The sequence below is a fragment of the Palleronia pelagia genome (genome assembly GCF_900110115.1).
GTDB classification, from domain to species: Bacteria; Pseudomonadota; Alphaproteobacteria; order Rhodobacterales; family Rhodobacteraceae; genus Palleronia; species Palleronia pelagia.
On record NZ_FOCM01000001.1, the window covers coordinates 47,450 to 68,547 of the forward strand.

General features: G+C 67.0%; 21 protein-coding genes. 15 read left to right on the forward strand and 6 right to left on the reverse strand.

Features of this window, described 5'->3' with window-relative positions; translation table 11 throughout:
- Nucleotides 1-2 precede the first annotated feature (2 nt).
- The 11 genes from BMX96_RS00235 (at nucleotide 3) to BMX96_RS00285 (ending at nucleotide 11,570) form a co-directional block, all read left to right on the forward strand.
- Complete coding sequence (locus BMX96_RS00235; protein WP_073128867.1) at nucleotides 3-416, forward strand: hypothetical protein; 414 nt, start codon at nucleotides 3-5, stop codon at nucleotides 414-416.
- A gap of 21 nt (nucleotides 417-437) precedes the next feature.
- Nucleotides 438-1,475 carry an NADH-quinone oxidoreductase subunit NuoH gene (gene nuoH / locus BMX96_RS00240; RefSeq protein WP_091842927.1) on the forward strand — a complete coding sequence of 346 codons (1,038 nt, stop codon included), beginning with the start codon at nucleotides 438-440 and terminating at the stop codon, nucleotides 1,473-1,475.
- A 181-nt stretch (nucleotides 1,476-1,656) separates the two neighbouring features.
- Nucleotides 1,657-2,157: an NADH-quinone oxidoreductase subunit NuoI gene (gene nuoI / locus BMX96_RS00245; RefSeq protein ID WP_073128869.1), complete on the forward strand. Its 501-nt coding sequence runs from the start codon at nucleotides 1,657-1,659 to the stop codon at nucleotides 2,155-2,157.
- Nucleotides 2,158-2,188: 31 nt separating this feature from the next.
- On the forward strand, nucleotides 2,189-2,803 hold the full coding sequence (locus BMX96_RS00250; protein ID WP_091842931.1) for an NADH-quinone oxidoreductase subunit J: 615 nt from the start codon (nucleotides 2,189-2,191) through the stop codon (nucleotides 2,801-2,803).
- 82 nt (nucleotides 2,804-2,885) lie between these two features.
- On the forward strand, nucleotides 2,886-3,191 hold the full coding sequence (gene nuoK / locus BMX96_RS00255) for an NADH-quinone oxidoreductase subunit NuoK (protein ID WP_073128871.1): 306 nt from the start codon (nucleotides 2,886-2,888) through the stop codon (nucleotides 3,189-3,191).
- 4 nt (nucleotides 3,192-3,195) lie between these two features.
- A complete protein-coding gene (gene nuoL, locus BMX96_RS00260; RefSeq protein WP_091842934.1) occupies nucleotides 3,196-5,379 on the forward strand; it encodes an NADH-quinone oxidoreductase subunit L in 2,184 nt (727 codons plus the stop codon).
- Nucleotides 5,379-6,932 carry an NADH-quinone oxidoreductase subunit M gene (locus tag BMX96_RS00265; RefSeq protein ID WP_091842937.1) on the forward strand — a complete coding sequence of 518 codons (1,554 nt, stop codon included), beginning with the start codon at nucleotides 5,379-5,381 and terminating at the stop codon, nucleotides 6,930-6,932. The genes nuoL and BMX96_RS00265 overlap by 1 nt, the downstream gene beginning before the upstream one ends.
- Nucleotides 6,933-6,944: 12 nt before the next feature.
- Nucleotides 6,945-8,384: an NADH-quinone oxidoreductase subunit NuoN gene (nuoN, locus tag BMX96_RS00270; RefSeq protein ID WP_073128874.1), complete on the forward strand. Its 1,440-nt coding sequence runs from the start codon at nucleotides 6,945-6,947 to the stop codon at nucleotides 8,382-8,384.
- On the forward strand, nucleotides 8,374-9,111 hold the full coding sequence (locus BMX96_RS00275) for a biotin--[acetyl-CoA-carboxylase] ligase (RefSeq protein WP_091842940.1): 738 nt from the start codon (nucleotides 8,374-8,376) through the stop codon (nucleotides 9,109-9,111). Before nuoN ends, BMX96_RS00275 begins: the two co-directional genes overlap by 11 nt.
- Before the next feature lie 12 nt (nucleotides 9,112-9,123).
- The gene (locus BMX96_RS00280) at nucleotides 9,124-9,900 is read left to right on the forward strand and encodes a type III pantothenate kinase (RefSeq protein WP_091842942.1); all 777 of its coding nucleotides are present in this window, start codon (nucleotides 9,124-9,126) and stop codon (nucleotides 9,898-9,900) included.
- 2 nt (nucleotides 9,901-9,902) lie between these two features.
- On the forward strand, nucleotides 9,903-11,570 hold the full coding sequence (locus tag BMX96_RS00285) for a ribonuclease J (RefSeq protein ID WP_091842945.1): 1,668 nt from the start codon (nucleotides 9,903-9,905) through the stop codon (nucleotides 11,568-11,570).
- 96 nt (nucleotides 11,571-11,666) lie between these two features.
- Here the strand turns inward: BMX96_RS00285 and BMX96_RS00290 are convergent, their stop codons facing one another.
- The 4 genes from BMX96_RS00290 to BMX96_RS00305 form a co-directional block, all read right to left on the reverse strand.
- Nucleotides 11,667-12,356 carry a hypothetical protein gene (locus BMX96_RS00290; RefSeq protein ID WP_091842949.1) on the reverse strand — a complete coding sequence of 230 codons (690 nt, stop codon included), beginning with the start codon at nucleotides 12,354-12,356 and terminating at the stop codon, nucleotides 11,667-11,669.
- Between the two features lie 10 nt (nucleotides 12,357-12,366).
- Nucleotides 12,367-13,890, reverse strand: a complete 1,524-nt coding sequence (locus BMX96_RS00295; protein WP_091842952.1) for a DEAD/DEAH box helicase — start codon at nucleotides 13,888-13,890, stop codon at nucleotides 12,367-12,369.
- A gap of 159 nt (nucleotides 13,891-14,049) precedes the next feature.
- Nucleotides 14,050-14,646, reverse strand: coding sequence for an exopolysaccharide biosynthesis protein (locus BMX96_RS00300; RefSeq protein ID WP_091842956.1), 597 nt, complete (start codon nucleotides 14,644-14,646; stop codon nucleotides 14,050-14,052).
- A gap of 40 nt (nucleotides 14,647-14,686) precedes the next feature.
- Nucleotides 14,687-16,294, reverse strand: a complete 1,608-nt coding sequence (locus tag BMX96_RS00305) for a peptide chain release factor 3 (RefSeq protein WP_073128881.1) — start codon at nucleotides 16,292-16,294, stop codon at nucleotides 14,687-14,689.
- Nucleotides 16,295-16,380: 86 nt separating this feature from the next.
- On the opposite strand from BMX96_RS00305, the gene BMX96_RS00310 reads away from it, so the two are divergent.
- Nucleotides 16,381-16,755, forward strand: coding sequence for a nuclear transport factor 2 family protein (locus BMX96_RS00310; RefSeq protein ID WP_091842958.1), 375 nt, complete (start codon nucleotides 16,381-16,383; stop codon nucleotides 16,753-16,755).
- Here the strand turns inward: BMX96_RS00310 and BMX96_RS00315 are convergent, their stop codons facing one another.
- Nucleotides 16,756-17,091 carry a hypothetical protein gene (locus BMX96_RS00315; protein WP_139209894.1) on the reverse strand — a complete coding sequence of 112 codons (336 nt, stop codon included), beginning with the start codon at nucleotides 17,089-17,091 and terminating at the stop codon, nucleotides 16,756-16,758.
- 62 nt (nucleotides 17,092-17,153) lie between these two features.
- Nucleotides 17,154-18,155, reverse strand: coding sequence for a Hint domain-containing protein (locus BMX96_RS00320; RefSeq protein WP_091842964.1), 1,002 nt, complete (start codon nucleotides 18,153-18,155; stop codon nucleotides 17,154-17,156).
- Nucleotides 18,156-18,433: 278 nt separating this feature from the next.
- Here BMX96_RS00320 and BMX96_RS00325 point away from each other — a divergent pair, with 278 nt between their 5' ends.
- The 3 genes from BMX96_RS00325 to BMX96_RS00335 all read left to right on the forward strand — a co-directional run bounded on the left by BMX96_RS00325 (nucleotide 18,434) and on the right by BMX96_RS00335 (nucleotide 21,089).
- A complete protein-coding gene (locus BMX96_RS00325; RefSeq protein ID WP_091842967.1) occupies nucleotides 18,434-19,213 on the forward strand; it encodes an SDR family oxidoreductase in 780 nt (259 codons plus the stop codon).
- Nucleotides 19,214-19,275: 62 nt separating this feature from the next.
- Nucleotides 19,276-20,358 (forward strand): ABC transporter ATP-binding protein, encoded by a 1,083-nt coding sequence (locus tag BMX96_RS00330; protein ID WP_091844357.1) that lies wholly within the window; start codon nucleotides 19,276-19,278, stop codon nucleotides 20,356-20,358.
- Nucleotides 20,355-21,089: a heme-dependent oxidative N-demethylase family protein gene (locus BMX96_RS00335; RefSeq protein ID WP_091842970.1), complete on the forward strand. Its 735-nt coding sequence runs from the start codon at nucleotides 20,355-20,357 to the stop codon at nucleotides 21,087-21,089. The genes BMX96_RS00330 and BMX96_RS00335 overlap by 4 nt, the downstream gene beginning before the upstream one ends.
- Nucleotides 21,090-21,098: the final 9 nt, after the last annotated feature.

Here is a 21,098-nt window from a genome sequence, read left to right on the forward strand (position 1 = left end):
GAATGCGCCCGGCCTCCATCGCGGTGGTGGCTCTTGCGCTCGGGGGCTGCTCGGGGGCCGTCGATGATGGCCCCGACCTGCCGGTGACCCGGGTGATCCCGCCCGAGAACGCCAGCTATGCAGGTGTCCAGACGCGCCTGCTGGAGCCTGACCTGGTGAATTTCCTGGTCGAGATGCGCGGCGCGCGCGCCCCGGCGGACGTGGATGCCTATGCCCGCTGCGCTGCCGCGCAATACGCCCTGATCCGCGGCTTCGGTTTCGCGCGGCACATCCGCACGAATGTCGAGGAAGAGGGTGGCGTTTGGCGCGGAGATGCGGTTTACACGGTGTCGCCCGCGCTGCCACCGGGGGCCCGAAATATTGACGCCGAAGTCGTCGTGGCGACCTGCCAGCAGGACGGCATTCCAACGGTCTGACAGTGACGGAGCCAAGCCATCATGTCTGAATTCCTGACCACCCCAGCGGGCATCGTCCTGATCGTCGCGGCGCAGGCCGGTCTGATCGTGACCTTCGTCATGGTGAGCCTGCTGTTCATGGTCTACGGCGACCGCAAGATCTGGGCCGCCGTGCAGATGCGGCGCGGCCCGAACGTGGTCGGCATCTTCGGCCTGCTGCAGACGGTGGCCGACGCGCTGAAATACGTTCTGAAGGAAATCGTGGTGCCCGCCGGCGCGGACCGAACGGTGTTCCTGATGGCGCCGCTCATGTCCTTCGTGCTGGCGATGCTGGCCTGGGCCGTGATCCCGTTCAACGACACATGGGTGCTGGCCGACATCAACGTGGCCGTACTGTTCATCTTCGCGATCTCGTCGCTGGAAGTGTACGGCGTCATCATGGGCGGCTGGGCGTCGAACTCGAAATATCCGTTCCTCGGGTCGCTGCGCTCGGCGGCGCAGATGATCTCGTACGAGGTGTCGCTGGGCCTGATCATCATCGGTGTCATCATCACCACCGGCAGCCTGAACTTCGGCGACATCGTGCGCGCGCAGGACGGCAACCTGGGCCTGTTCAACTGGTACTGGCTGCCGCACTTCCCGATGGTATTCCTGTTCTTCATCTCGTGCCTGGCCGAGACCAACCGCCCGCCCTTCGACCTGCCCGAGGCCGAGTCCGAGCTCGTCGCCGGCTACCAGGTGGAATACAGCTCGACCCCGTTCCTGCTGTTCATGGCCGGCGAATACATCGCGATCTTCCTGCTCTGCGCCGTGACCACGCTGCTGTTCTTCGGCGGCTGGCTGTCGCCCATCCCGTTCCTGCCTGACGGGGCGTTCTGGATGGTGCTGAAGATGGCATTCTTCTTCTTCCTCTTCGCGATGGTGAAGGCCGTCGTGCCCCGCTATCGCTACGACCAGCTGATGCGACTGGGCTGGAAGGTGTTCCTGCCGTTCAGCCTGTTCTGGGTCGTGCTGGTGTCGTTCTTCGCCCATTTCGAGCTGTTCGGCGGCGCCTACGCCCGTTGGACGGTGGGGGGCTGATCGTTGGGCGTCGGTGCTGTCACGCGTCTGCACGGGGCCGGAACGCCCGCGCTCGCTCGCCTGACGCGGCGCTGCGGCGCAGGTCCATATCAAGGCGGCGCCCGTCGCGCCGCATCCGTCCGGGGTGGCCGTCGCGCCGCCCGGACGCCCGAAATTGCTACCGCCACCAAGGAGGCGACCCATGGCTGACACCGGTTTCGACTATGCCCGCGCGGGCCGTTACTGGCTGCTGTTCGACATGTTCAAGGGCCTGAAGCTGGGGCTGAAGTACTTCTTCGCCCCCAAGGCCACCCTGAACTATCCGCACGAGAAGGGCCCGATCAGCCCACGGTTCCGTGGCGAACACGCGCTGCGCCGCTATCCCAACGGGGAAGAGCGCTGCATCGCCTGCAAGCTGTGCGAGGCGATCTGCCCCGCGCAGGCCATCACCATCGATGCCGAACCGCGCGAGGACGGCAGCCGCCGTACCACGCGTTATGACATCGACATGACAAAATGCATCTATTGCGGTTTCTGCCAGGAAGCCTGCCCGGTCGATGCCATCGTCGAGGGGCCGAATTTCGAGTTCTCGACCGAAACCCGGGAAGAGCTGTACTACGACAAGCAGAAGCTTCTGGAAAACGGCGAGCGCTGGGAAGCCGAGATCGCCCGCAACCTGGAAATCGACGCGCCCTACCGCTGAGCCGCGTCCCGCCGGACCCGAGGATTCATCCATGACCCCAGCCGATTTCGCCTTCTACCTGTTCGCGACCGCCGTGGTCGCGGCGGGGCTGTTCACCGTTATCGCCCGCAACCCGGTGCACTCGGTCCTGTGGCTGATCCTGGCCTTCCTGTCGTCGGCGGGCCTGTTCGTCCTGTTGGGCGCCGAGTTCGTGGCCATGCTGCTGATCATCGTATACGTGGGCGCGGTCGCGGTGCTGTTCCTGTTCGTGGTGATGATGCTCGACGTGGATTTCGCCGAGCTGAAGGCCGAGATGGCCAAGTACATGCCATTGGCGTTGCTGATCGGGGTCGTGATCCTCATGCAGCTGGGCATCGCCTTCGGCGTCTGGCAATCCAGCCCCATCGCCGAACAGAACCTGGCCGCCCGGCCCGAGGATTTCACCAACGCCGCCAACACCAACCTGCTGGGTCAGCTGATCTACGACGACTACCTGCTGCTGTTCCAGCTGGCGGGGCTGATCCTGCTGGTGGCGATGATCGGGGCCATCGTGCTGACGCTGCGCCATCGCTCGGACGTGAAACGTCAGAACGTGGTCGCCCAGATGATGCGCGATCCGGCCAAGGCGATGGAATTGAAGGACGTGAAGCCGGGGCAGGGGCTTTAACCTCGGGGGCCGATGGCCTATCCGGCAATCGGGCGCGGGGCCGGTCCCCGATGCCCCCAGAAGACCAAGAAGGACGAGGGACATGATCGGAATTGAGCATTACCTGACCGTCGCGGCCGCGTTGTTCGTGATCGGGATTTTCGGCCTGTTCCTGAACCGCAAGAACGTCATCATCATCCTGATGAGCGTCGAGCTGATGCTGCTGGCCGTGAACATCAACCTGGTCGCCTTCTCGGCCTACCTGGGTGATCTGGTCGGTCAGGTCTTTACCCTGTTCGTGCTGACCGTCGCCGCGGCCGAGGCGGCCATCGGCCTCGCGATCCTCGTCTGTTTCTTCCGCAACCGCGGCACCATCGACGTCGAAGACGTCAACGTGATGAAGGGCTGAGCGCATGACGACGATCATCCTGTTCGCGCCGCTGGTCGGCGCGCTGATCTGCGGCTTCGGCTGGCGCTTCATCGGTGAGAAGCCGGCGCAGTGGACCGCCACGGGCCTGCTGTTCCTCGCGGCCGTGCTGTCGTGGATCGTGTTCCTGGGCTTCGACGGCGAGATGCGCCAGGTCCAGATCCTGCGCTGGATCGAGTCCGGCTCGCTCGCTACCGACTGGGCGATCCGTCTGGATCGGCTGACCGCGATCATGCTGGTGGTGGTGACGACGGTCTCGGCGCTCGTCCATCTCTACAGCTTCGGCTACATGGCCCATGACGAGAACTTCAAGGAAGGCGAAAGCTACCGCCCCCGGTTCTTCGCCTACCTGTCCTTCTTCACCTTCGCGATGCTGACGCTGGTGACGGCCGACAACCTCGTCCAGATGTTCTTCGGCTGGGAAGGCGTGGGCGTCGCGTCCTACCTGCTGATCGGCTTCTACTACCGCAAGCCCAGCGCCAACGCCGCCGCGATCAAGGCCTTCGTTGTCAACCGCGTGGGCGATTTCGGGTACGCGCTGGGGATCTTCGCGCTGTTCTTCCTGGTCGACAGCGTCCAGTTCAACGACATCTTCGCCGCCGGGCCCGAGCTTGCGCAGACCGAGCTCAGCTTCCTCTGGACCACCTGGAACGCGGCCGAGCTGGTGGCCTTCCTGCTGTTCGTGGGCGCCATGGGCAAATCGGCACAGCTGATCCTGCACACGTGGCTGCCCGACGCCATGGAAGGCCCGACGCCCGTGTCCGCCCTGATCCACGCGGCGACGATGGTGACCGCGGGCGTCTTCCTGGTCTGCCGCATGTCGCCGATCATGGAATACGCGCCCAACGCCACGGCCTTCATCACCTTCCTCGGCGCCTCGACCGCGTTCTTCGCGGCGACGGTGGGCCTGGTGCAGAACGACATCAAGCGCGTGATCGCCTATTCGACCTGTTCGCAGCTGGGCTACATGTTCGTGGCCGCGGGCGTGGGCGTCTATTCGGTCGCCATGTTCCACCTGTTCACGCACGCCTTCTTCAAGGCGATGCTGTTCCTCGGTGCCGGTTCGGTCATCCACGGGATGCACCACGAGCAGGACATGCGGAACTACGGCGGGCTGAAGGACAAGCTGCCCTACACCTTCTACGCCATGCTGATCGGCACGCTGGCCATCACCGGCGTCGGCATCCCGCTGACCCATATCGGCTTCGCCGGGTTCCTGTCGAAGGACGCGGTGATCGAGTCGGCCTGGGGCGCCCAATCCGGCGTCGGCACCTATGCCTTCTGGATGCTGGTGATCGCGGCCGCCATGACCAGCTTCTACAGCTGGCGGCTGATGTTCCTGACCTTCTGGGGCAAGGCGCGCGGCGACAAGCACACGCACGAGCACGCGCACGAGTCGCCCAACATCATGCTGATCCCGCTAGGCGTCCTGGCGGTCGGGTCGGTCCTGGCGGGCATGATCTGGTACGGGTCGTTCTTCGGCGACCAGGCGCAGGTGAACCGCTATTTCGGCATCCCGGCCCATGCCGAGGCCGAGGCCGCCGATGACCACGGCGCCGAAACCGCCGCCGGCGACGACACCGGCGAGGGCGTGGGCGAAGCCGCGCAGGAACTGGCGCAGGGCGACGTGGCCGAAGCCGTGGACGACGCGACCGAGCCGACCGAGGACAGCCACGGCGGCGAGGGCACCCACGGCGATGTGATGGCAGGCGGTTGGGAGGCCGGGGCCATCTACATGGCGCCCGACAACCATGTCATGGACGATGCGCACCATGCGCCGACGCTGGTGAAGATCAGCCCGTTCATCGCGATGATCCTCGGGCTGTCCCTGGCCTGGCTCATGTATATCCGCCGGCCCGAGCTGCCTGGCCGCCTGGCCGGCGCCAACCCGGTGCTCTACCGCTTCCTGCTCAACAAGTGGTACGTGGACGAGATCTACGACGCGGTCTTCGTGCGCCCGGCCAAATCGCTTGGCAGCTTCCTGTGGCGGCGCGGCGACGGCAACGTCATCGACGGCGGCATCAACGGCCTGGCCATGGGGATCATCCCGATGCTCACCCGGCTCGCCGGCCGCGCGCAAAGCGGATACCTGTTTCACTATGCCTTCGCGATGGTTCTGGGCATCGCGCTCCTCATCACCCTGATGACGCTCGGCGGAGGGGCGGACTGATGGACAATTTGCTTTCGATCATCTGCTTCGTGCCGCTTCTGGCCGCGGCCATCCTGGCGCTGTTCCTTCGCGGCGACGACGCGGCCGCGCAGAAGAACGCCAAGTGGCTGGCGCTGATCGCCACCGTGGTCAGCTTCCTCCTGTCGCTGTTCGTGCTGGCCGGGTTCGATCCCGGGGCGGGCTTCCAGTTCGTGGAAGAGGGCGAGTGGATCCTCGGCCTGAACTACAAGATGGGCGTCGACGGGATCAGCGTGCTGTTCGTCATGCTGACCACCTTCCTCATGCCGCTGGTCATCATCAGCTGCTGGCAGGTCGAGACGCGCGTGAAGGAATACATGATCGCCTTCCTCGTGCTCGAGACGCTCATGCTGGGCGTGTTCATGGCGCTGGACATGGTACTGTTCTACCTGTTCTTCGAGGCCGGCCTGATCCCTATGTTCCTGATCATCGGCATCTGGGGCGGGGCGAACCGGATCTATGCCGCGTTCAAGTTCTTCCTCTACACCTTCCTCGGCTCGGTGCTGATGCTGGTGGCGATGATCGCCATGTTCAACGACGCGGGAACGACCGACATCCCCGCGCTGCTCGAGCACGAGTTCAGCTTCGGCACCTTCAGCGTCCTCGGCATCCAGGTCGTGGGCGGGCTGCAGACCATGCTGTGGCTGGCCTTCTTCGCCAGCTTCGCGGTCAAGATGCCCATGTGGCCGGTGCACACCTGGCTGCCCGACGCGCACGTGCAGGCGCCCACGGCCGGGTCGGTCGTGCTGGCCGCGATCCTGCTGAAGCTGGGCGGCTACGGCTTCCTGCGCTTCTCGCTGCCCATGTTCCCGGTCGCGTCCGAGATCCTGGCGCCCTTCGTGCTGTGGCTGAGCGCCATCGCCATCGTCTACACCTCGCTGGTCGCGTTGGCGCAGACCGACATGAAGAAGCTCATCGCCTATTCGTCGGTCGCCCACATGGGCTATGTCACCGCCGGTATCTTCAGTGCGAACCAGCAGGGGCTCGATGGCGCCATCTTCCAGATGATCAGCCACGGCTTCATCTCGGGCGCGCTGTTCCTGTGCGTCGGCGTGATCTACGACCGGATGCACACGCGCGAGATCGACGCCTATGGCGGGCTGGTGAACCGGATGCCGGCCTATGCGCTGATCTTCATGCTGTTCACCATGGCCAATGTGGGCCTTCCGGGCACCAGCGGCTTCGTCGGTGAATTCCTGACGCTCATGGGCATGTTCCAGGCCAACACCTGGGTGGCGGCGGTGGCGACCACGGGGGTGATCCTGTCGGCGGCCTACGCTCTGTGGCTCTATCGCCGGGTGGTCATGGGCGCGCTGATCAAGGAAAGCCTGAAGACCATCCAGGACCTGACCCCGCGCGAGAAATGGACCTTCGCCCCGCTGGCGGCCATGACCATCCTGCTGGGCGTCTACCCCGCGCTGGTGACCGACCGGATCGGGCCCGCGGTGGCGGATCTTCTGACGAATTACGACGACGCGGTCGCCGCGGCCGATCTCGGCCACGCGGACGGCACCGCCGTCGCCGAAGCACATTAAGGGAGCGGCGCCATGAGCTCTGCCGATTTTGCCATCCTCGCGCCCGAGATCCTGCTGGCCGTCTACGCCATGCTGGCGCTGCTGGGCGCGGTCTACACCCGCAAGGACGGGCTGGCGCCCGCGCTGGTGTGGATCACCGCCATCCTGTTCGTGCTGGTGGCGGCGTGGATCGGGCTGGGCGGCGGCGGCACCGATGTCGCCTTCAACGGGCTGTTCATCGACGATGCGTTCTCGCGCTTCGGCAAGGTCGTGGTGCTGCTGTCGGCCGCGTCGATCCTGGTGATGAGCCAGGAATACATGGCCCGCCGCGGGCTGCTGCGGTTCGAATACCCCGTCCTCGTCACCCTGGCGGCCATCGGCATGATGGTCATGGTCAGCGCGGGCGACCTGATCGCGCTCTACATGGGGCTCGAGCTTCAGTCGCTGGCGCTCTACGTGGTCGCCGCCCTGCGCCGCGACAGCGTGAAATCGACCGAGGCCGGGCTGAAATACTTCGTCCTCGGCGCGCTCAGCTCGGGCCTGCTGCTCTATGGCGCGTCGCTGACCTATGGCTTCGCGGGCACCACGCTGTTCTCCGGCATCATCGAGGCGGCGGGCGAGGGCACGGCGTCGCTGGGCCTACTGTTCGGCCTGGTGTTCATCGCGGCCGGCCTGGCCTTCAAGGTCAGCGCGGCACCCTTCCACATGTGGACACCCGACGTCTACGAGGGCTCGCCCACGCCGATCACCGCCTTCTTCGCCACGGCCCCCAAGGTCGCGGCCATGGGGCTGTTCGCCCGCGTGGTGCATGATGCGTTCGGTGGCGTGGTGTCGGACTGGACCCAGATCGTGGCGCTCCTGTCGGTCGCGTCCATGTTCCTGGGCGCCGTTGCCGCCATTGGGCAGACCGACATCAAGCGGCTGATGGCCTATTCCTCGATCAACCACATGGGCTTCGCGCTGATGGGCCTGGCCAGCGGGACGGCTTTCGGCGTGCAGGCCATGCTGGTCTACATGGCCATCTACGTCACCATGAACGTGGGCACATTCGCCTTCATCCTGACCATGGAGAAGGACGGCGTGCCGGTGGTGAGGATCGACGCACTGAACTCCTACGCCTCGCGCGAGCCGACCAAGGCGCTGGCGGTGCTGGTGCTCATGTTCTCGATGGCCGGCGTGCCGCCGCTGGTGGGTTTCTTCGGCAAGTTCTACGTGCTCAGCGCGGCGGTGCAGGCCGACATGGCGTGGCTGGCGGTGCTGGGCGTGATCGCCTCGGCCATCGCGGCGTATTACTACCTGCGGATCGTCTACTACATGTATTTCGGCGAGCCGTCGGATGCGCTGAACGGCGGACGGTCGCCGGTGCTCTGGGGGTTCCTCATGGCGTCCGCCGCCGCGATGGTGCTGGGCGTCGTGAACCTCTTCGGTGTCGAGGGCGCGGCGGCCCTGGCGGCGCAAACCCTTGTCAACTGAGCCGTCCTGGCCCGAGGGCTACGCACGGCTGGTTCGGGACAGCATCGACAGCACCAATGCCGAGGGCCTTCGCCTGGCACCCACGCTGGAGCGCCCCACCTGGATCCTAGGGCATGAACAGACCGGCGGTCGCGGACGGCGCGGCCGGAGCTGGGCCACGCCGCGGGGCAATTTCTCGGCCACGCTGATGATGCGGCCCACGGGCACTGCCGGATGGGCGGCGCTGCGCAGCTTTCTTGCCGCCAATGCCCTGTTCGAGACGCTTGCCCTGCACGTGGACCGCACGCGCCTGTCGCTCAAATGGCCCAATGACGTGCTGCTGGACGGCGGCAAGGTGGCCGGGATCCTGCTGGAAACGACGACGCGGAATGGCGCGGTGGACTGGCTGGCCATCGGGATCGGCGTGAACGTCGCGCATGTGCCCGAGGGAATCCGCGACGCGGCCTTTCCGCCAGTGAAGCTGGATCTCGACATCGCGGCCGAGGATCTGCTCACGTCGCTCGCCGGGTTCTACGCCACCGAAGAAGGAATCATCGAGCGGCTGGGCTTCGCGCCGATCCGCGAGAAATGGCTGCGCCACGCCGCGCGCCTGGGCGAAGTCATCACCGCGCGCACCGGCACCGAAGAACTCACAGGCGTGTTCCGCGACGTGGATGAGGGCGGCCACCTGGTGCTCGACACTCCCGAGGGCGAGCGGCGGATCGCGGCCGCCGATATCTACTTCTAGGGGACCTCGCGCATGCTTCTGGCCATCGATTGCGGCAACACGAATACCGTTTTCTCGATCTTCGACGGCGAGAGCTTCATCGCGACCTGGCGCACCTCGACCGAATGGCAGCGCACGGCGGACCAGTATTATGTCTGGCTGCGCACCCTGATGAGCCTGAACAAGATCGACGTCGCGATCGACGAGGTGATCGTCAGCTCGACCGTGCCGCGCGTGGTGTTCAACCTGCGGGTCCTGTGCAACCGTTACTTCGACTGCCGGCCTTACGTGGTGGGCAAGCCCGACTGCCTGCTGCCGGTGGACGTGCGGGTGGACAGCGGCACGCAGGTGGGGCCGGACCGGCTGGTCAACACGGTGGGCGGCTTCGATCTTCACGGGCCGGACCTGATCGTCGTGGATTTCGGCACCGCCACCACCTTCGACGTGGTGGGGCGTGATGGCGCCTATGTGGGCGGTGTCATTTCGCCGGGTGTTAATCTGTCGCTGCAGGCCCTACATGACGCTGCAGCTGCATTGCCTCTGGTCGACGTGACCAAGCCCGCGCAGGTCGTGGGCAAGAACACCGTCGACTGCATGCAGTCCGGAATTTTCTGGGGCTATGTGGGCCTCATCAACGGGGTGGTCGAGCGCATCAAGGACGAGCGCGCCCGCCCCATGAAGGTCATCGGAACGGGTGGGCTGGCACCGTTATTCCAGCAAGGTGACGCGTTGTTCGACGTGTTCGAAGACAATCTGACGATGCACGGGTTGGTCGTGATCCATCGTCACAACAAGGAAATGGGTAACTAACCATGAGCGAAAACCGACTGATTTACCTGCCCCTCGGAGGGGCGGGCGAGATCGGCATGAACTGTTACGTCTACGGCTACGGCACACCCGGCAAGGAGCGGCTGATCGTGGTCGACCTGGGCGTGACCTTCCCCGACATGGACACCACGCCGGGGGTTGACCTGATCTTCCCGGACGTGAGCTGGCTGGAAGAGCGCAAGGACCGCATCGACGGCATCTTCATCACCCACGCCCACGAGGACCACGTGGGCGCTGTCGGCCATCTCTGGGGCAAGCTGGATGCACCGGTCTATGCCCGGGCCTTCACCGCGCATCACGCGCGCCGCAAGATGGAAGAGCAGGGTCACAACCCCGACAAGGTGCAGGTGATGGGCCCCTGGCCCGAGATGCGCCAGATCGGCGATTTCAATATCGGCTTCCTGCCGGTCAGCCACTCGATCCCCGAAAGCTCGGCCATGGTAATCGAGACGCCGGACGGGCGGGTCATCCATACCGGCGACTTCAAGATCGACTACGATCCCGGCGTGGGCGAGGCATTCGACCGCGACCTGTGGACCGAGGCGTCGAAGCCCGGCGTGAAAGCGCTGGTCTGCGATTCGACCAACGTCTTCTCGGGCCACGAGGGGCGGAGCGAATCCTCGCTTGCGCCCGAGATCACGCGGCTCGTGGCCGAACAGCCCGGCATGGTGGTGGCCACAACGTTCGCGTCGAACGTGGCGCGGGTGAAGACGCTGGCCGAGGCCGGCATTGCCGCCGGACGCTCGGTCTGCCTGCTGGGCCGGGCCATGCGCCGCATGATCGAGGCCTCGGTCGAGACCGGCGTGCTGTCCGATTTCCCGTCGACCATCCCGCCCGAGGACGCGCGCGAGGTGCCGCGCGGCAACCTCATGCTGATCGTGACCGGCAGCCAAGGCGAACGCCGCGCGGCGTCGGCGCAGCTGGCGCGCGGGAAATACATGGGGCTGACCATGGCCGAGGGCGACACGTTCCTCTTCAGCTCCAAGACCATCCCCGGCAACGAGCGGGGCGTGATCTCGATCATGAACCAGTTTTCCGAGCAGGGCGTCGACGTGGTCGACGACGATGGCGGCCGCTACCACGTGTCGGGCCACGCCAACCGGCCCGACATCCTGGCCATGCACGAGCTCGTGCGCCCGCAGATGGTGGTGCCCATGCACGGTGAACACCGTCACCTGCGCGAGCACGTGAAGCTGGCCAAGGATAACGGCCGTGCGGGGGTGCTGGCGCCCAACGGCACCTGCGTGTCGCTGTCGGGCAACAAGCCTGAGGTGGTCGAGTACGTGGAAACCGGCCGCGTTTACCTGGACGGCGCGGTTCAGGTCGGCGCGCTGGACGGCATCGTGCGTGACCGGATCCGCATGGCTCTGAACGGCCACGTGGTGGTGACCCTGATCATCGACGAGGACGACACGCCGCTGGGCGATCCCTGGGTCGAGCTCGTGGGCCTGCCCGAGACGGGACGCTCGGGGAGTTCCGTGGCCGAGATCATGGAGCAGGACCTGGGCCAGTTCATGCAACGCGCCGACGACCGCACGCTGATGGATGACGACAAGCTGGACGAACAGCTGCGCCGCGTGGCTCGCAATACCGCCAATGACGAGCTGGGACGCAAGCCCGAGGTCACCGTGGTGATCTCGCGCCTGAGCTGAGGCCGGGCAGGGGGCGCCGCCCCCGTCCGCTTCGCGGCCTCCCCGGAGGTATTTGTCGAAAGATGAAGCCGGGGCGGGCCGCGCCCATCTGGCTTTTCAGTCGATCGGTTGCGGGGCCACGTCAGGCGTGGCCGTGCCCTCGGCCTCGTCGTCGTCGTCCCCTGAGCAGAGATAGACGGCGCCGCCGACGGCGACCAGGCTGACGGCCGCTGTACCGGCGAGCGCGGGGGCGGCCAAAGCTGCGGAGACCGCGCCGCTGGCGCTGCTGCCGACGCTGGACGCGATCGATGCGGCGCTGCCCGACAGGATTGCCGCGCCCGAGGCATGCAGGACGGCATTGGTGCGGCTCTGGCCTTCGGCGCGGCCCGCGGCGATATCGGTGGCGGTTCCGGCGATGCCCACCGCCGTGTCGCGCGCGGTGTTGACCCGTTCGCAGGCGGTGCGGGCGCAGCGGCCACGGTACGTACGTTCGCCCGGCACCAGCAGGAAGCCCATCAGGTCATCGGGCAACAGGCAATACCCGCTCAGATCATCTTCGGGAACCTCGCGGGCGAGGAACGCGATCAGCGTTTCGCTGTCGCAGGCGGGGGGACGGCCCCGCACCCGGTCGAGGCCCAGAGCGGCCCAGCCCGCCGCGCGTTCGCGCAGGCCCGGGTGCGGCGCGTCGAGCGCGTCACGGTCGATGGTGAGGGTCGTGGAGTTGACCTCGGCCCGGCAGAGATCCTCGGCCAGGGCAGGGGTGGCACAGACGACGGAGGCGAAGAGGAAGCAGGTAAAACGCCCCATGGACCGTGAGCTAGCCCGCCAGACGCTCTTCGAAAGACTTCTCGATGAATGTCGGCAGATGATCGCCCATGCCCTTGACCGCATCGTCGCCCGACGCGCCCTTGCCGCGTCCCCGGCCGCGACCACCGCGGCGGGATCCGCTTTCGGCCTCGGTCTTGGGCGTCTCGTCCTTGGGCGCTTCGGCCTTGGGGGCGTCGTCCTTCGGCGTCTCGGCTTTCGAAGGAGTCTCGTCGGCGGGTGCCTCGGACGCGGTTTCTTTCGCCGGGGCGGTGTCCGCTTTCGCCGGCGCGGTGTCTGCGTCGGACTTGCGGCGGCGCGAGCGGCTGCGCTTGGGCTTCTCGTCGGTCGCGGCCTCGGCCGTCGCCGGCTCGTTCGGCGCGTCGTTGCCCAGCGGGCTGTCGAGGCGCGGGATCTGTTTCTCGATCAGCCGCTCGACATCGTCGAGGTTCTTTTCGTCCTGGGGCACGCAGATCATGATCGCCTTGCCCTCGCGCCCCGCGCGGCCGGTCCGGCCGATGCGGTGGACGTAATCCTCGGCGTGGCTGGGCACGTCGAAGTTGAACACGTGGCTCACGGCGGGCACGTCGAGTCCCCGGGCGGCCACGTCCGACGCGACGAGGAAGCGCAGGTCGCCCGCGCGGAAGCCGTCGAGCGTGCGGGTGCGCTGCGACTGGTCCAGGTCGCCATGGATGGGCGCCGCGTCGTAGCCGTATTTCTTGAGGCTCTTGGCCACCACGTCCACGTCCATCTTGCGGTTGCAGAAGATGATCGCGTTCGAGCAGGCGTCGCCTTCCTTGTCGATCAGCGTGCGCAGCAGCTTGCGCTTCTCGCTGGGCTGGCGATCCTTGCGCGAGCCCTTGAACATCACCACGCCCTGTTCGATCGTCTCGGACGCGGTGGCCTGGCGGGCGACCTCGACGCGTTCGGGGTTCGACAGGAAGGTGTTGGTGATCCGCTCGATCTCGGGCGCCATGGTGGCCGAGAAGAACAGCGTCTGCCGGGTGAAGGGGACCAGGCTGAAGATCCGCTCGATATCGGGGATGAACCCCATGTCGAGCATCCGGTCGGCCTCGTCCACCACCATGATCTTGACGTCGGTGAGCAGGAGCTTGCCCCGCTCGAAATGGTCGAGCAGGCGGCCCGGCGTCGCGATGAGCACATCGACGCCCTTGTCGATCAGCACGTCCTGTTCCTTGAACGAGACACCGCCGATCAGCAGCGCCTTGGTCAGGCGCACGTGCTTGGCGTAGGTGTCGAAGTTCTCGGCCACCTGGGCGGCCAGTTCGCGGGTCGGTGCCAGCACCAGGCTGCGCGGCATGCGCGCCTTGGCGCGGCCGCGGGCGAGCTGGGTGATCATCGGCAGGGTGAAGGACGCGGTCTTGCCGGTGCCGGTCTGGGCGATGCCCAGCACGTCGCGTCCCTCCAGCGCGGCGGGAATCGCCCCGGCCTGGATGGGGGTCGGCGTGGTGTAGCCGGCTTCTTCGATGGCTTTCTGGACCTTGGGGCCCAGCTTCAGGTCGCTGAATTTCGTCATGTGTGTCCGAACGTCGAGGCGGCCCGTGCCGCCTTTGCATGTTGGGACGATGAAAAACGGCCGTCCCGTCGAATAGGCGCACGCGCATCGCCGCCCGGCGCCTGACTACTGGCTTGACGGCCCGTCGTCAATCGGCGGGTGGTTTCCCGCGCCCGGCCGTCAGAGCGCCGCCACAATCGCCCAGCCCACCGGGGCGAGCGTCGCGAAGCCCAGAAGCAGGATCGCGCCGTTGCCCATGGTCAGGCCCAGCCCGAACAGGAAGCAGGGCACCGCCAGCATGGCGGGCAGCCCCGGCACGAAGCCAACCAGCACCATGATCACGCCGCCCAACGCCGTGGCCGTGCCGACGGCCGCCAGGACGACCCGTGCCCGGGCCAGCCCCCGCAGCCGGCCGGACAGGGTGTCGTCGATCCAGTTGGCCACGGGGGACGCCTTGTTCACCGCGCTCGACAGGGCGGATTTCGGGATCTCGCGCCGTCCCAGCATATCCGGCACGCGCAAGCCGCGCCGGCCGCGCAGTAGCTGCACGCCCAGGATCACCAGCGTCGCGCCCACCAGGGCCGGAACGCCCGGCACCATTCCCACCGGCAGAAGCAGGAATGCGCTGATCGTCAGGAGGAGCGGGCCGAATCCCCGCGCCTGCAGGGTTTCGAGCAGCACGTCGAACCGCACGCCGCCGTCGCCGTCCGACAACTCGCCCAGCCGGGCGAGCAGGGACTGCACTCGGTGGTTTTCGCCCGGCTCGGATTCGGTCATGTGGCAAAAACGCGCAGGCGCCCCGGCGCGTTCCGATTGCCTAGACCATCATCTCTTTTGTCGCGGTCAGGTTGATGTCGGGATAGTCCCGCGCCACACGGTCGATGTCCCATTGCAGGCGCGTTAGGTAGACGAGGTCGCCGTCATTGTCGTGGGCGATGTGCTGCTTGTTGGCCTGCACGAATTTGTCCACCGCCGCGTCCGTGCCCGACACCCAGCGGGCCGAGGTGAACTGCGAGCCCTCGAAGCGGACGGGCAGGCCGTATTCCAGCTCGATCCGGCTGGCCAGGACCTCGAACTGGAGCGCGCCGACCACGCCCACGATGAACCCCGCGCCCATCATCGGCTTGAACACCTTGGCGGCGCCTTCCTCGGCGAACTGGCTCAGGGCCTTGTCCAGGTGCTTGGCCTTCATCGGGTCGCCCGCGCGGCAGTTCTGCAGAAGCTCGGGCGCGAACGAGGGGATGCCGCTGACGCGCAGCGCCTCGCCTTCGGTCAGCGTGTCGCCGATGCGCAGCTGCCCGTGGTTCGGGATGCCCATGATGTCGCCGGCCCAGGCCTCTTCGGCCAGCTCACGGTCGGAGGCCAGGAACAGCACGGGGTTCGAGATCGCCATGGGCTTCTTCGAGCGCACATGGGTCAGCTTCATGCCGCGCTTGAAATGCCCCGACGCCATGCGGACGAAGGCCACGCGGTCGCGGTGCTTGGGGTCCATGTTGGCCTGCACCTTGAAGACGAAGCCGGTGACCTTGTCCTCGTCGGGGCTGATCTGGCGCGGCTCGGCCTTCTGCGGCTGGGGCTGGGGGCCGAAATCGCCGATCCCGGTCATCAGCTCCTTCACGCCGAAGCTGTTGATGGCGCTGCCGAACCAGATCGGCGTGAGCGTCCCGTCCAGAAGCGCCTGCTGGTCGAAGGCCGGAAGCAGCTCGCGCGCCATCTCGACCTCTTCGCGCAGCTGTTCCAGCAGGGCGGGGGGCACGTGATCGGCCATCTTCGGGTCGTCGAGGCCCTGCAGCCGGATGGTCTCGGCTACCTTGTTGCGGTCGGCCCGGTCCATGAGTTCCAGCCGGTCGTTCAGGATGTCGTAGCAGCCCAGGAAATCGCGGCCCTGGCCGATGGGCCAGCTGGCCGGCGTCACGTCGATGGCCAGGTTTTCCTGGATCTCGTCGATGATCTCGAACGTGTCGCGCGCCTCGCGGTCCATCTTGTTGCAGAAGGTCAGGATCGGCAGGTCGCGCAGGCGGCAGACCTCGAACAGCTTCTGGGTCTGGCTCTCCACGCCCTTGGCGCCGTCGATCACCATCACCGCCGCGTCCACCGCGGTGAGCGTGCGATAGGTGTCTTCCGAGAAGTCGCTGTGGCCGGGCGTGTCCACCAGGTTGAAGCGGTAGGTGCCGAAATCGAAGGACATGGCCGAGGCCGAGACCGAGATGCCCCGGTCCTTTTCCATCTGCATGAAGTCCGAGCGCGTGCGCCGCGCCTCGCCCTTGGCGCGGACCTGTCCGGCCATCTGGATGGCGCCGCCATACAGCAGGAACTTCTCGGTCAGCGTGGTCTTGCCCGCGTCCGGGTGGCTGATGATGGCAAAGGTCCTGCGCCGCGCGATCTCGGGCGGCAGGGGGGCGGCATTGTGCGAACGATCCAACATGGGCTGCGATATAGGCCGCGCGGGATTGGCACGCAATCGGGCGCGTTTCGTGGTATGCTGAACCCACCTGACGGGGAGGTGGACTCATGGAACTGATGGCAGTTGCGAAACAGCTGGTCGAGCGGGTGCGCGATGGCGACGGCACCCGGCTGCTGGACGAGATCTACGACGAGGATGCGCGCTCGATCGAGGCCTGGAGCCCCGAGGGGCAGGACCGGGAGACGCGCGGGCTGGACGCGCTGCGCGGCAAGCATGCCTGGTGGGACGAGCACATGGAGACCCACGCGATGGAGGTCGAGGGGCCGTTTCCCCACGGCCATGACAAGTTCGCGGTGATCTACCAGGTGGACGCCACCGACCGGTCGAATGATCAGCGCTTCCAGATGCGCGAGGTCGCCGTCTACACGGTCGCGGACGGCAAGATCACGCGGGAAGAGTTCTTCTACGACAGGCCCGGCTGATCAGAAGCGCAGCGTCATCGTGCGACGCCCGGACGGGCAGCAGCGCGGGTCGCCGTCCTGCAGCACGTACAGTTCCAGCAGCAGCCCTTCGGGCGCGGGGGTGACCGACGCGATGCCGCCGGTCAGGTCGAATTCGGCCGCGCGCACGAAGCCGTCGTCGCGGGCGACATAGGCGTAGTAGCCCAGGCTCACCGCGTTGCCGCCGGGAAAGGGATACGCCGCCTGCACCAGGTAATCGCCCGCCCCGTCCTGGTCGAAATCCCACGCCCACGCCTTCACGGTGTCCAGGGTCCTGCCCTCTGCCAGGTCGGCGCGGATCGCGGGCGGGGCCTCCACGCTCGGCAGGGATTGGGCGGCAACCGGTCCGGCGGCCACGAGCGCCAGTGCAAGGGCGCGGATCAGCACGCCGAGGCGCGCCGCAGGGTGTCGACGGAAATCGGGGTGCGGGTGCCGTGCTCGTCCAGCTCGGCCGCGGGGGGCAGACCTTCGCCGGCATGCGATGCCACGGCCTCGGGCAGGGCGTTGCGGGTGCGGGTGTCGACCAGCAGCGTCTCGGCGGCGATGCCCTCGGCATAGATGATCTCGTGCCGGTCGAAGAGCAGCTGGTAATACTCGACGAACCCGCCATCGGTGCGGGTCACGGTGTCGCCATTGACCAGGTATTTCGCCTTCACCAGCACCTCGGCCCGGCCGACGCCCGCGCGGTCCTGGCGCTGGTAGACGAATAGGCGGTGGTTGGGGCTGACGATCAGGTCGTTCTCGTTGTGCAGAACGCCCTTGGCGATGCGGATCGGGGCGAAGGCGCCGATGGCCCGCACGGTGCGTGTGCCGACCCAGCGCACCTGCTGCACGCCGTGGTCGCGGGTCAGGACCGGATCGCCCACGCGCAGCTTCTCGATGGGAACCTGGCGTCCGTTGGCCATGGTGATGTGGGTGCCGCGGGTGAAGGACACGCAGGCGGCCTCGGCAAAGCGGGCGGCGGCCGCGTCGCGGTCGACGGTGACCAGCGTGTAGTCGCGGCGCGACGCCAATGGGGCCAGCGGGAACAGGTAGACCTGCGCGATGGTGCAGCGGTCGCGGTTCAGCTCGACAATGACCAGCGTTTCGACCGCGGTACCGTCGGTGGACATGAACGTGGCCAGGCAGTCCAGGTGCAGATCCGCCCCGACCAGCCCCGCCTCGGTGCCCGGTGCCACGACCATCTGGCCCGGACGGTGCGAGACCGACAGGCGCACCGGCTCGGCCCCGCGCATCAGGGCATAGGTGTCGCCCAGGATCAGGTCGTCGGCCACCGAAAGCGGGTCGCCCAGGTTGGCGCCGTCCACCGCGATGAACGACTGGGCGGGATAGATGACTAGGCTTTGCGCCGGATCCTGTTCGATCGCGGAAAGAAGGGTCATGTGGAAACTCGTACTAGCAAGGCCCCGTTGCCCGCCGCGCAGCCCTGCGGCGACGGAAGTTCGGAGCCTGCCAACGCTACCCGATTTCGGCCCGTGCGACAATCGCGACGGGTCGGCGGGGTCATTTGGACGCGCGACCGGTTCGGCCTGGTAAACGAGGGAGCGTTTGCGCGCAGACTGTTTCGATACCGGACACGCTCGTCCGGGTCTTTTGCAGTGGGCGGCACGCGGGCGCGGTGCTAAGTCACGGCCCGACACAATCGGGAAGGAGACACGGCATGGATCTGGGAATTTCGGGCAAGCGCGCGCTGGTCACGGCGTCGTCCAAGGGGCTTGGGCTGGGCTGCGCCGAGGCGCTGGCCGAAGCGGGCTGCAACCTCGTGATGAACGCGCGCGGGGCCGAGGCGCTCGAGGCCGCGGCGGCACGCATCCGCGAGCGCTGGGGCGTCGAGGTCACCACCGTGGCCTGCGATGTCACCACGGCCGAAGGGCAGAAGCAGGTGCTGGACTCCGCGGGGCAGCCCGACATCCTGGTCACCAACGCCGGCGGCCCGCCCCCGGGCATGTGGACCGACTGGGACCGCGACGACTTCATCGCGGCGCTGGACGCCAACATGCTGACGCCCATCGCGCTGATGAAGGCCTGCGTGCCCGCAATGATGGAGCGGGGCTGGGGCCGCGTCGTCAACATCACCTCGGTCTCGGTCAAGGCACCCGTGCCGGTTCTGGGCCTGTCGAACAGCGCGCGCGCCGGCCTGACGGGATATGTCGCCGGCACTTCGCGCCAGGTGGCGGGCAAGGGCGTGACGATCAACAACCTCTTGCCCGGCATCCACGCGACCGACCGCGCCGATGCGCTGGACAAGGGCGTGGTCGAGAAGGAGGGCATCAGCTTCGACGAGGCGCGCGCGAACCGGCAGGCGACGATCCCAGCCGGTCGCTATGGCACGCCCGAGGAGTTCGGGCAGGCCTGTGCCTTCCTGTGCTCGGTCCATGCCGGGTTCATCGTCGGGCAGAACGTTCTGCTGGACGGCGGCGCGACCAACCTGTCCATGTGATCGTCTTGATGGCGCGGGGCCGGGCTGCTAGCTGCACCTGACGAAACTTGTCGGACATCGCGATGCCGCTTACGACTCTCCGCCTTCAGGTCGACGACCTGTGCTGCTCCTTCGACGGCCGGCAGGTGGTGAGCGATGTCACCCTGTCGGTTGCCGAAGGCCAGGTCATGTGCCTGCTGGGGCCGTCCGGCTGCGGCAAGTCCACCACCCTGCGGGCCATCGCCGGGGTCGAGATCCCCGACAGCGGGACGATCCGCATCGACGGCGCCCCGGTCTTCGGCCCCGAGGGCAGCGTGCCGCCCGAGCATCGCGGCGTCGGCTTGATCTTCCAGGATTTCGCCCTGTTCCCCCACCTGTCGGTGGCCGACAACGTGGCCTTCGGTCTGAAGGGCCGCAAGAAGGACAAGCGCGCCCGGGCCCATGCCCTGCTGGAGCGGGTCCATCTCGAGCGCTATCTCGACAGCTATCCGCACGAGCTGTCGGGCGGCGAACAGCAGCGGGTCGCTCTGGCCCGGGCCATCGCGCCGAAGCCCCGCGTCATGCTGATGGACGAGCCTTTCTCGGGCCTCGACAACCGGCTGCGCGACGGCATTCGGGACGAGACGCTGGCCCTGTTGAAGGAGGAAGGCACCGCCGTCCTGCTGGTCACGCACGAGCCGGAAGAGGCGATGCGCATGGCCGACGAGATCGCGCTGATGCGCGATGGGCGGATCGTGCAGCGCGGTGCGCCCTACAACGTCTACAACGCGCCGGCGGACCGGGCCGCCGCCGCCTTCTTCAGCGATATCAACGTGATCGAGGGCGAAGTTAACGGGGCGCTGACCGATACGCCCTTCGGCCAGTTCCTCGCCCCGGGCCAGCCCGACGGCACCAAGGTCGACATCGCCATTCGCCCCCAGCACGTGCGCATCGACTTCGATCGGGACGGTCGCGGGCCGAATCCCACGCCGCAGGACGGTACGCCCGCCCGAGCGGTGGTCGTGCGGTCGCGTTTCATCGGTAACGAAAGCCTTGTTGAATTCAGGCTGGACGCGACGGGCGGCAAGATGATCGCCACGGTGCCCTCGGTCTTCCTGCCCAAGCCGGGTACGCCGCTGTGGCTGATGATCCGCCGCGACCGCTGCTTCGTCTTCCCCCGCGCATGAGCAACGGCGTGCTGCTGCAGCGCCTTCCCGACGACGCGGTGGCCCATCCTTTGCCGGGGACGCGACCGATCGATCCCGACGACTGGCTGCGTGTGGATGAGGCCTATGCCGCGCAGATGGCCTTGCGCGACTCGTTGCTCGATGACCGCCCGCACCTGGTGCGCGACGTGCTGCCAGACGGCCGCGCAGCGGCGCGGGAGGCCTTGGCGCTGGTCGTGGACCACCTGTCGCGGCGGTCGGATTTCGAGGTCACGCAGGACACGGTCCGACGGCCCGACGGCAGGCGCGTTTCGCTGAACGACGACAATCCGCTGGGCACCATCGGCCGGTTGGTGCAGGAGGATCTGTGCATTCTTGCGCCATCGCCCGAGGGTCACCGCCTCGTCGGGGCGGTCCTGTGTTTTCCGTCGGCCTGGACGTTGGCGCAGAAGATGGGCCGCACGCTGGACGCCTTGCACGGCCCCGTGCCGGACTATCAAGGCGATGTCGCGCGGCGCGTTCAGCGGTTGTTCGACGGGGTACGGCCAGACCGGCCGCTGGTCCGGCACAATCTCCTGCATCACGACAGCGACGCGCTGTTCAATCCGCGGCTGGAATTCTCGCAAACACCGCGCGGGCCGGGCGACTCGCGGTTCAAGCGGGTCGAGCGGCAGGTGATCCTGCGGCTGCCCGAAACGGGACTGGTGGGCTTTTCGATCCACACCTACCTGGTCGCCGCGGCCGGGGGCTAGCGGGGCCGC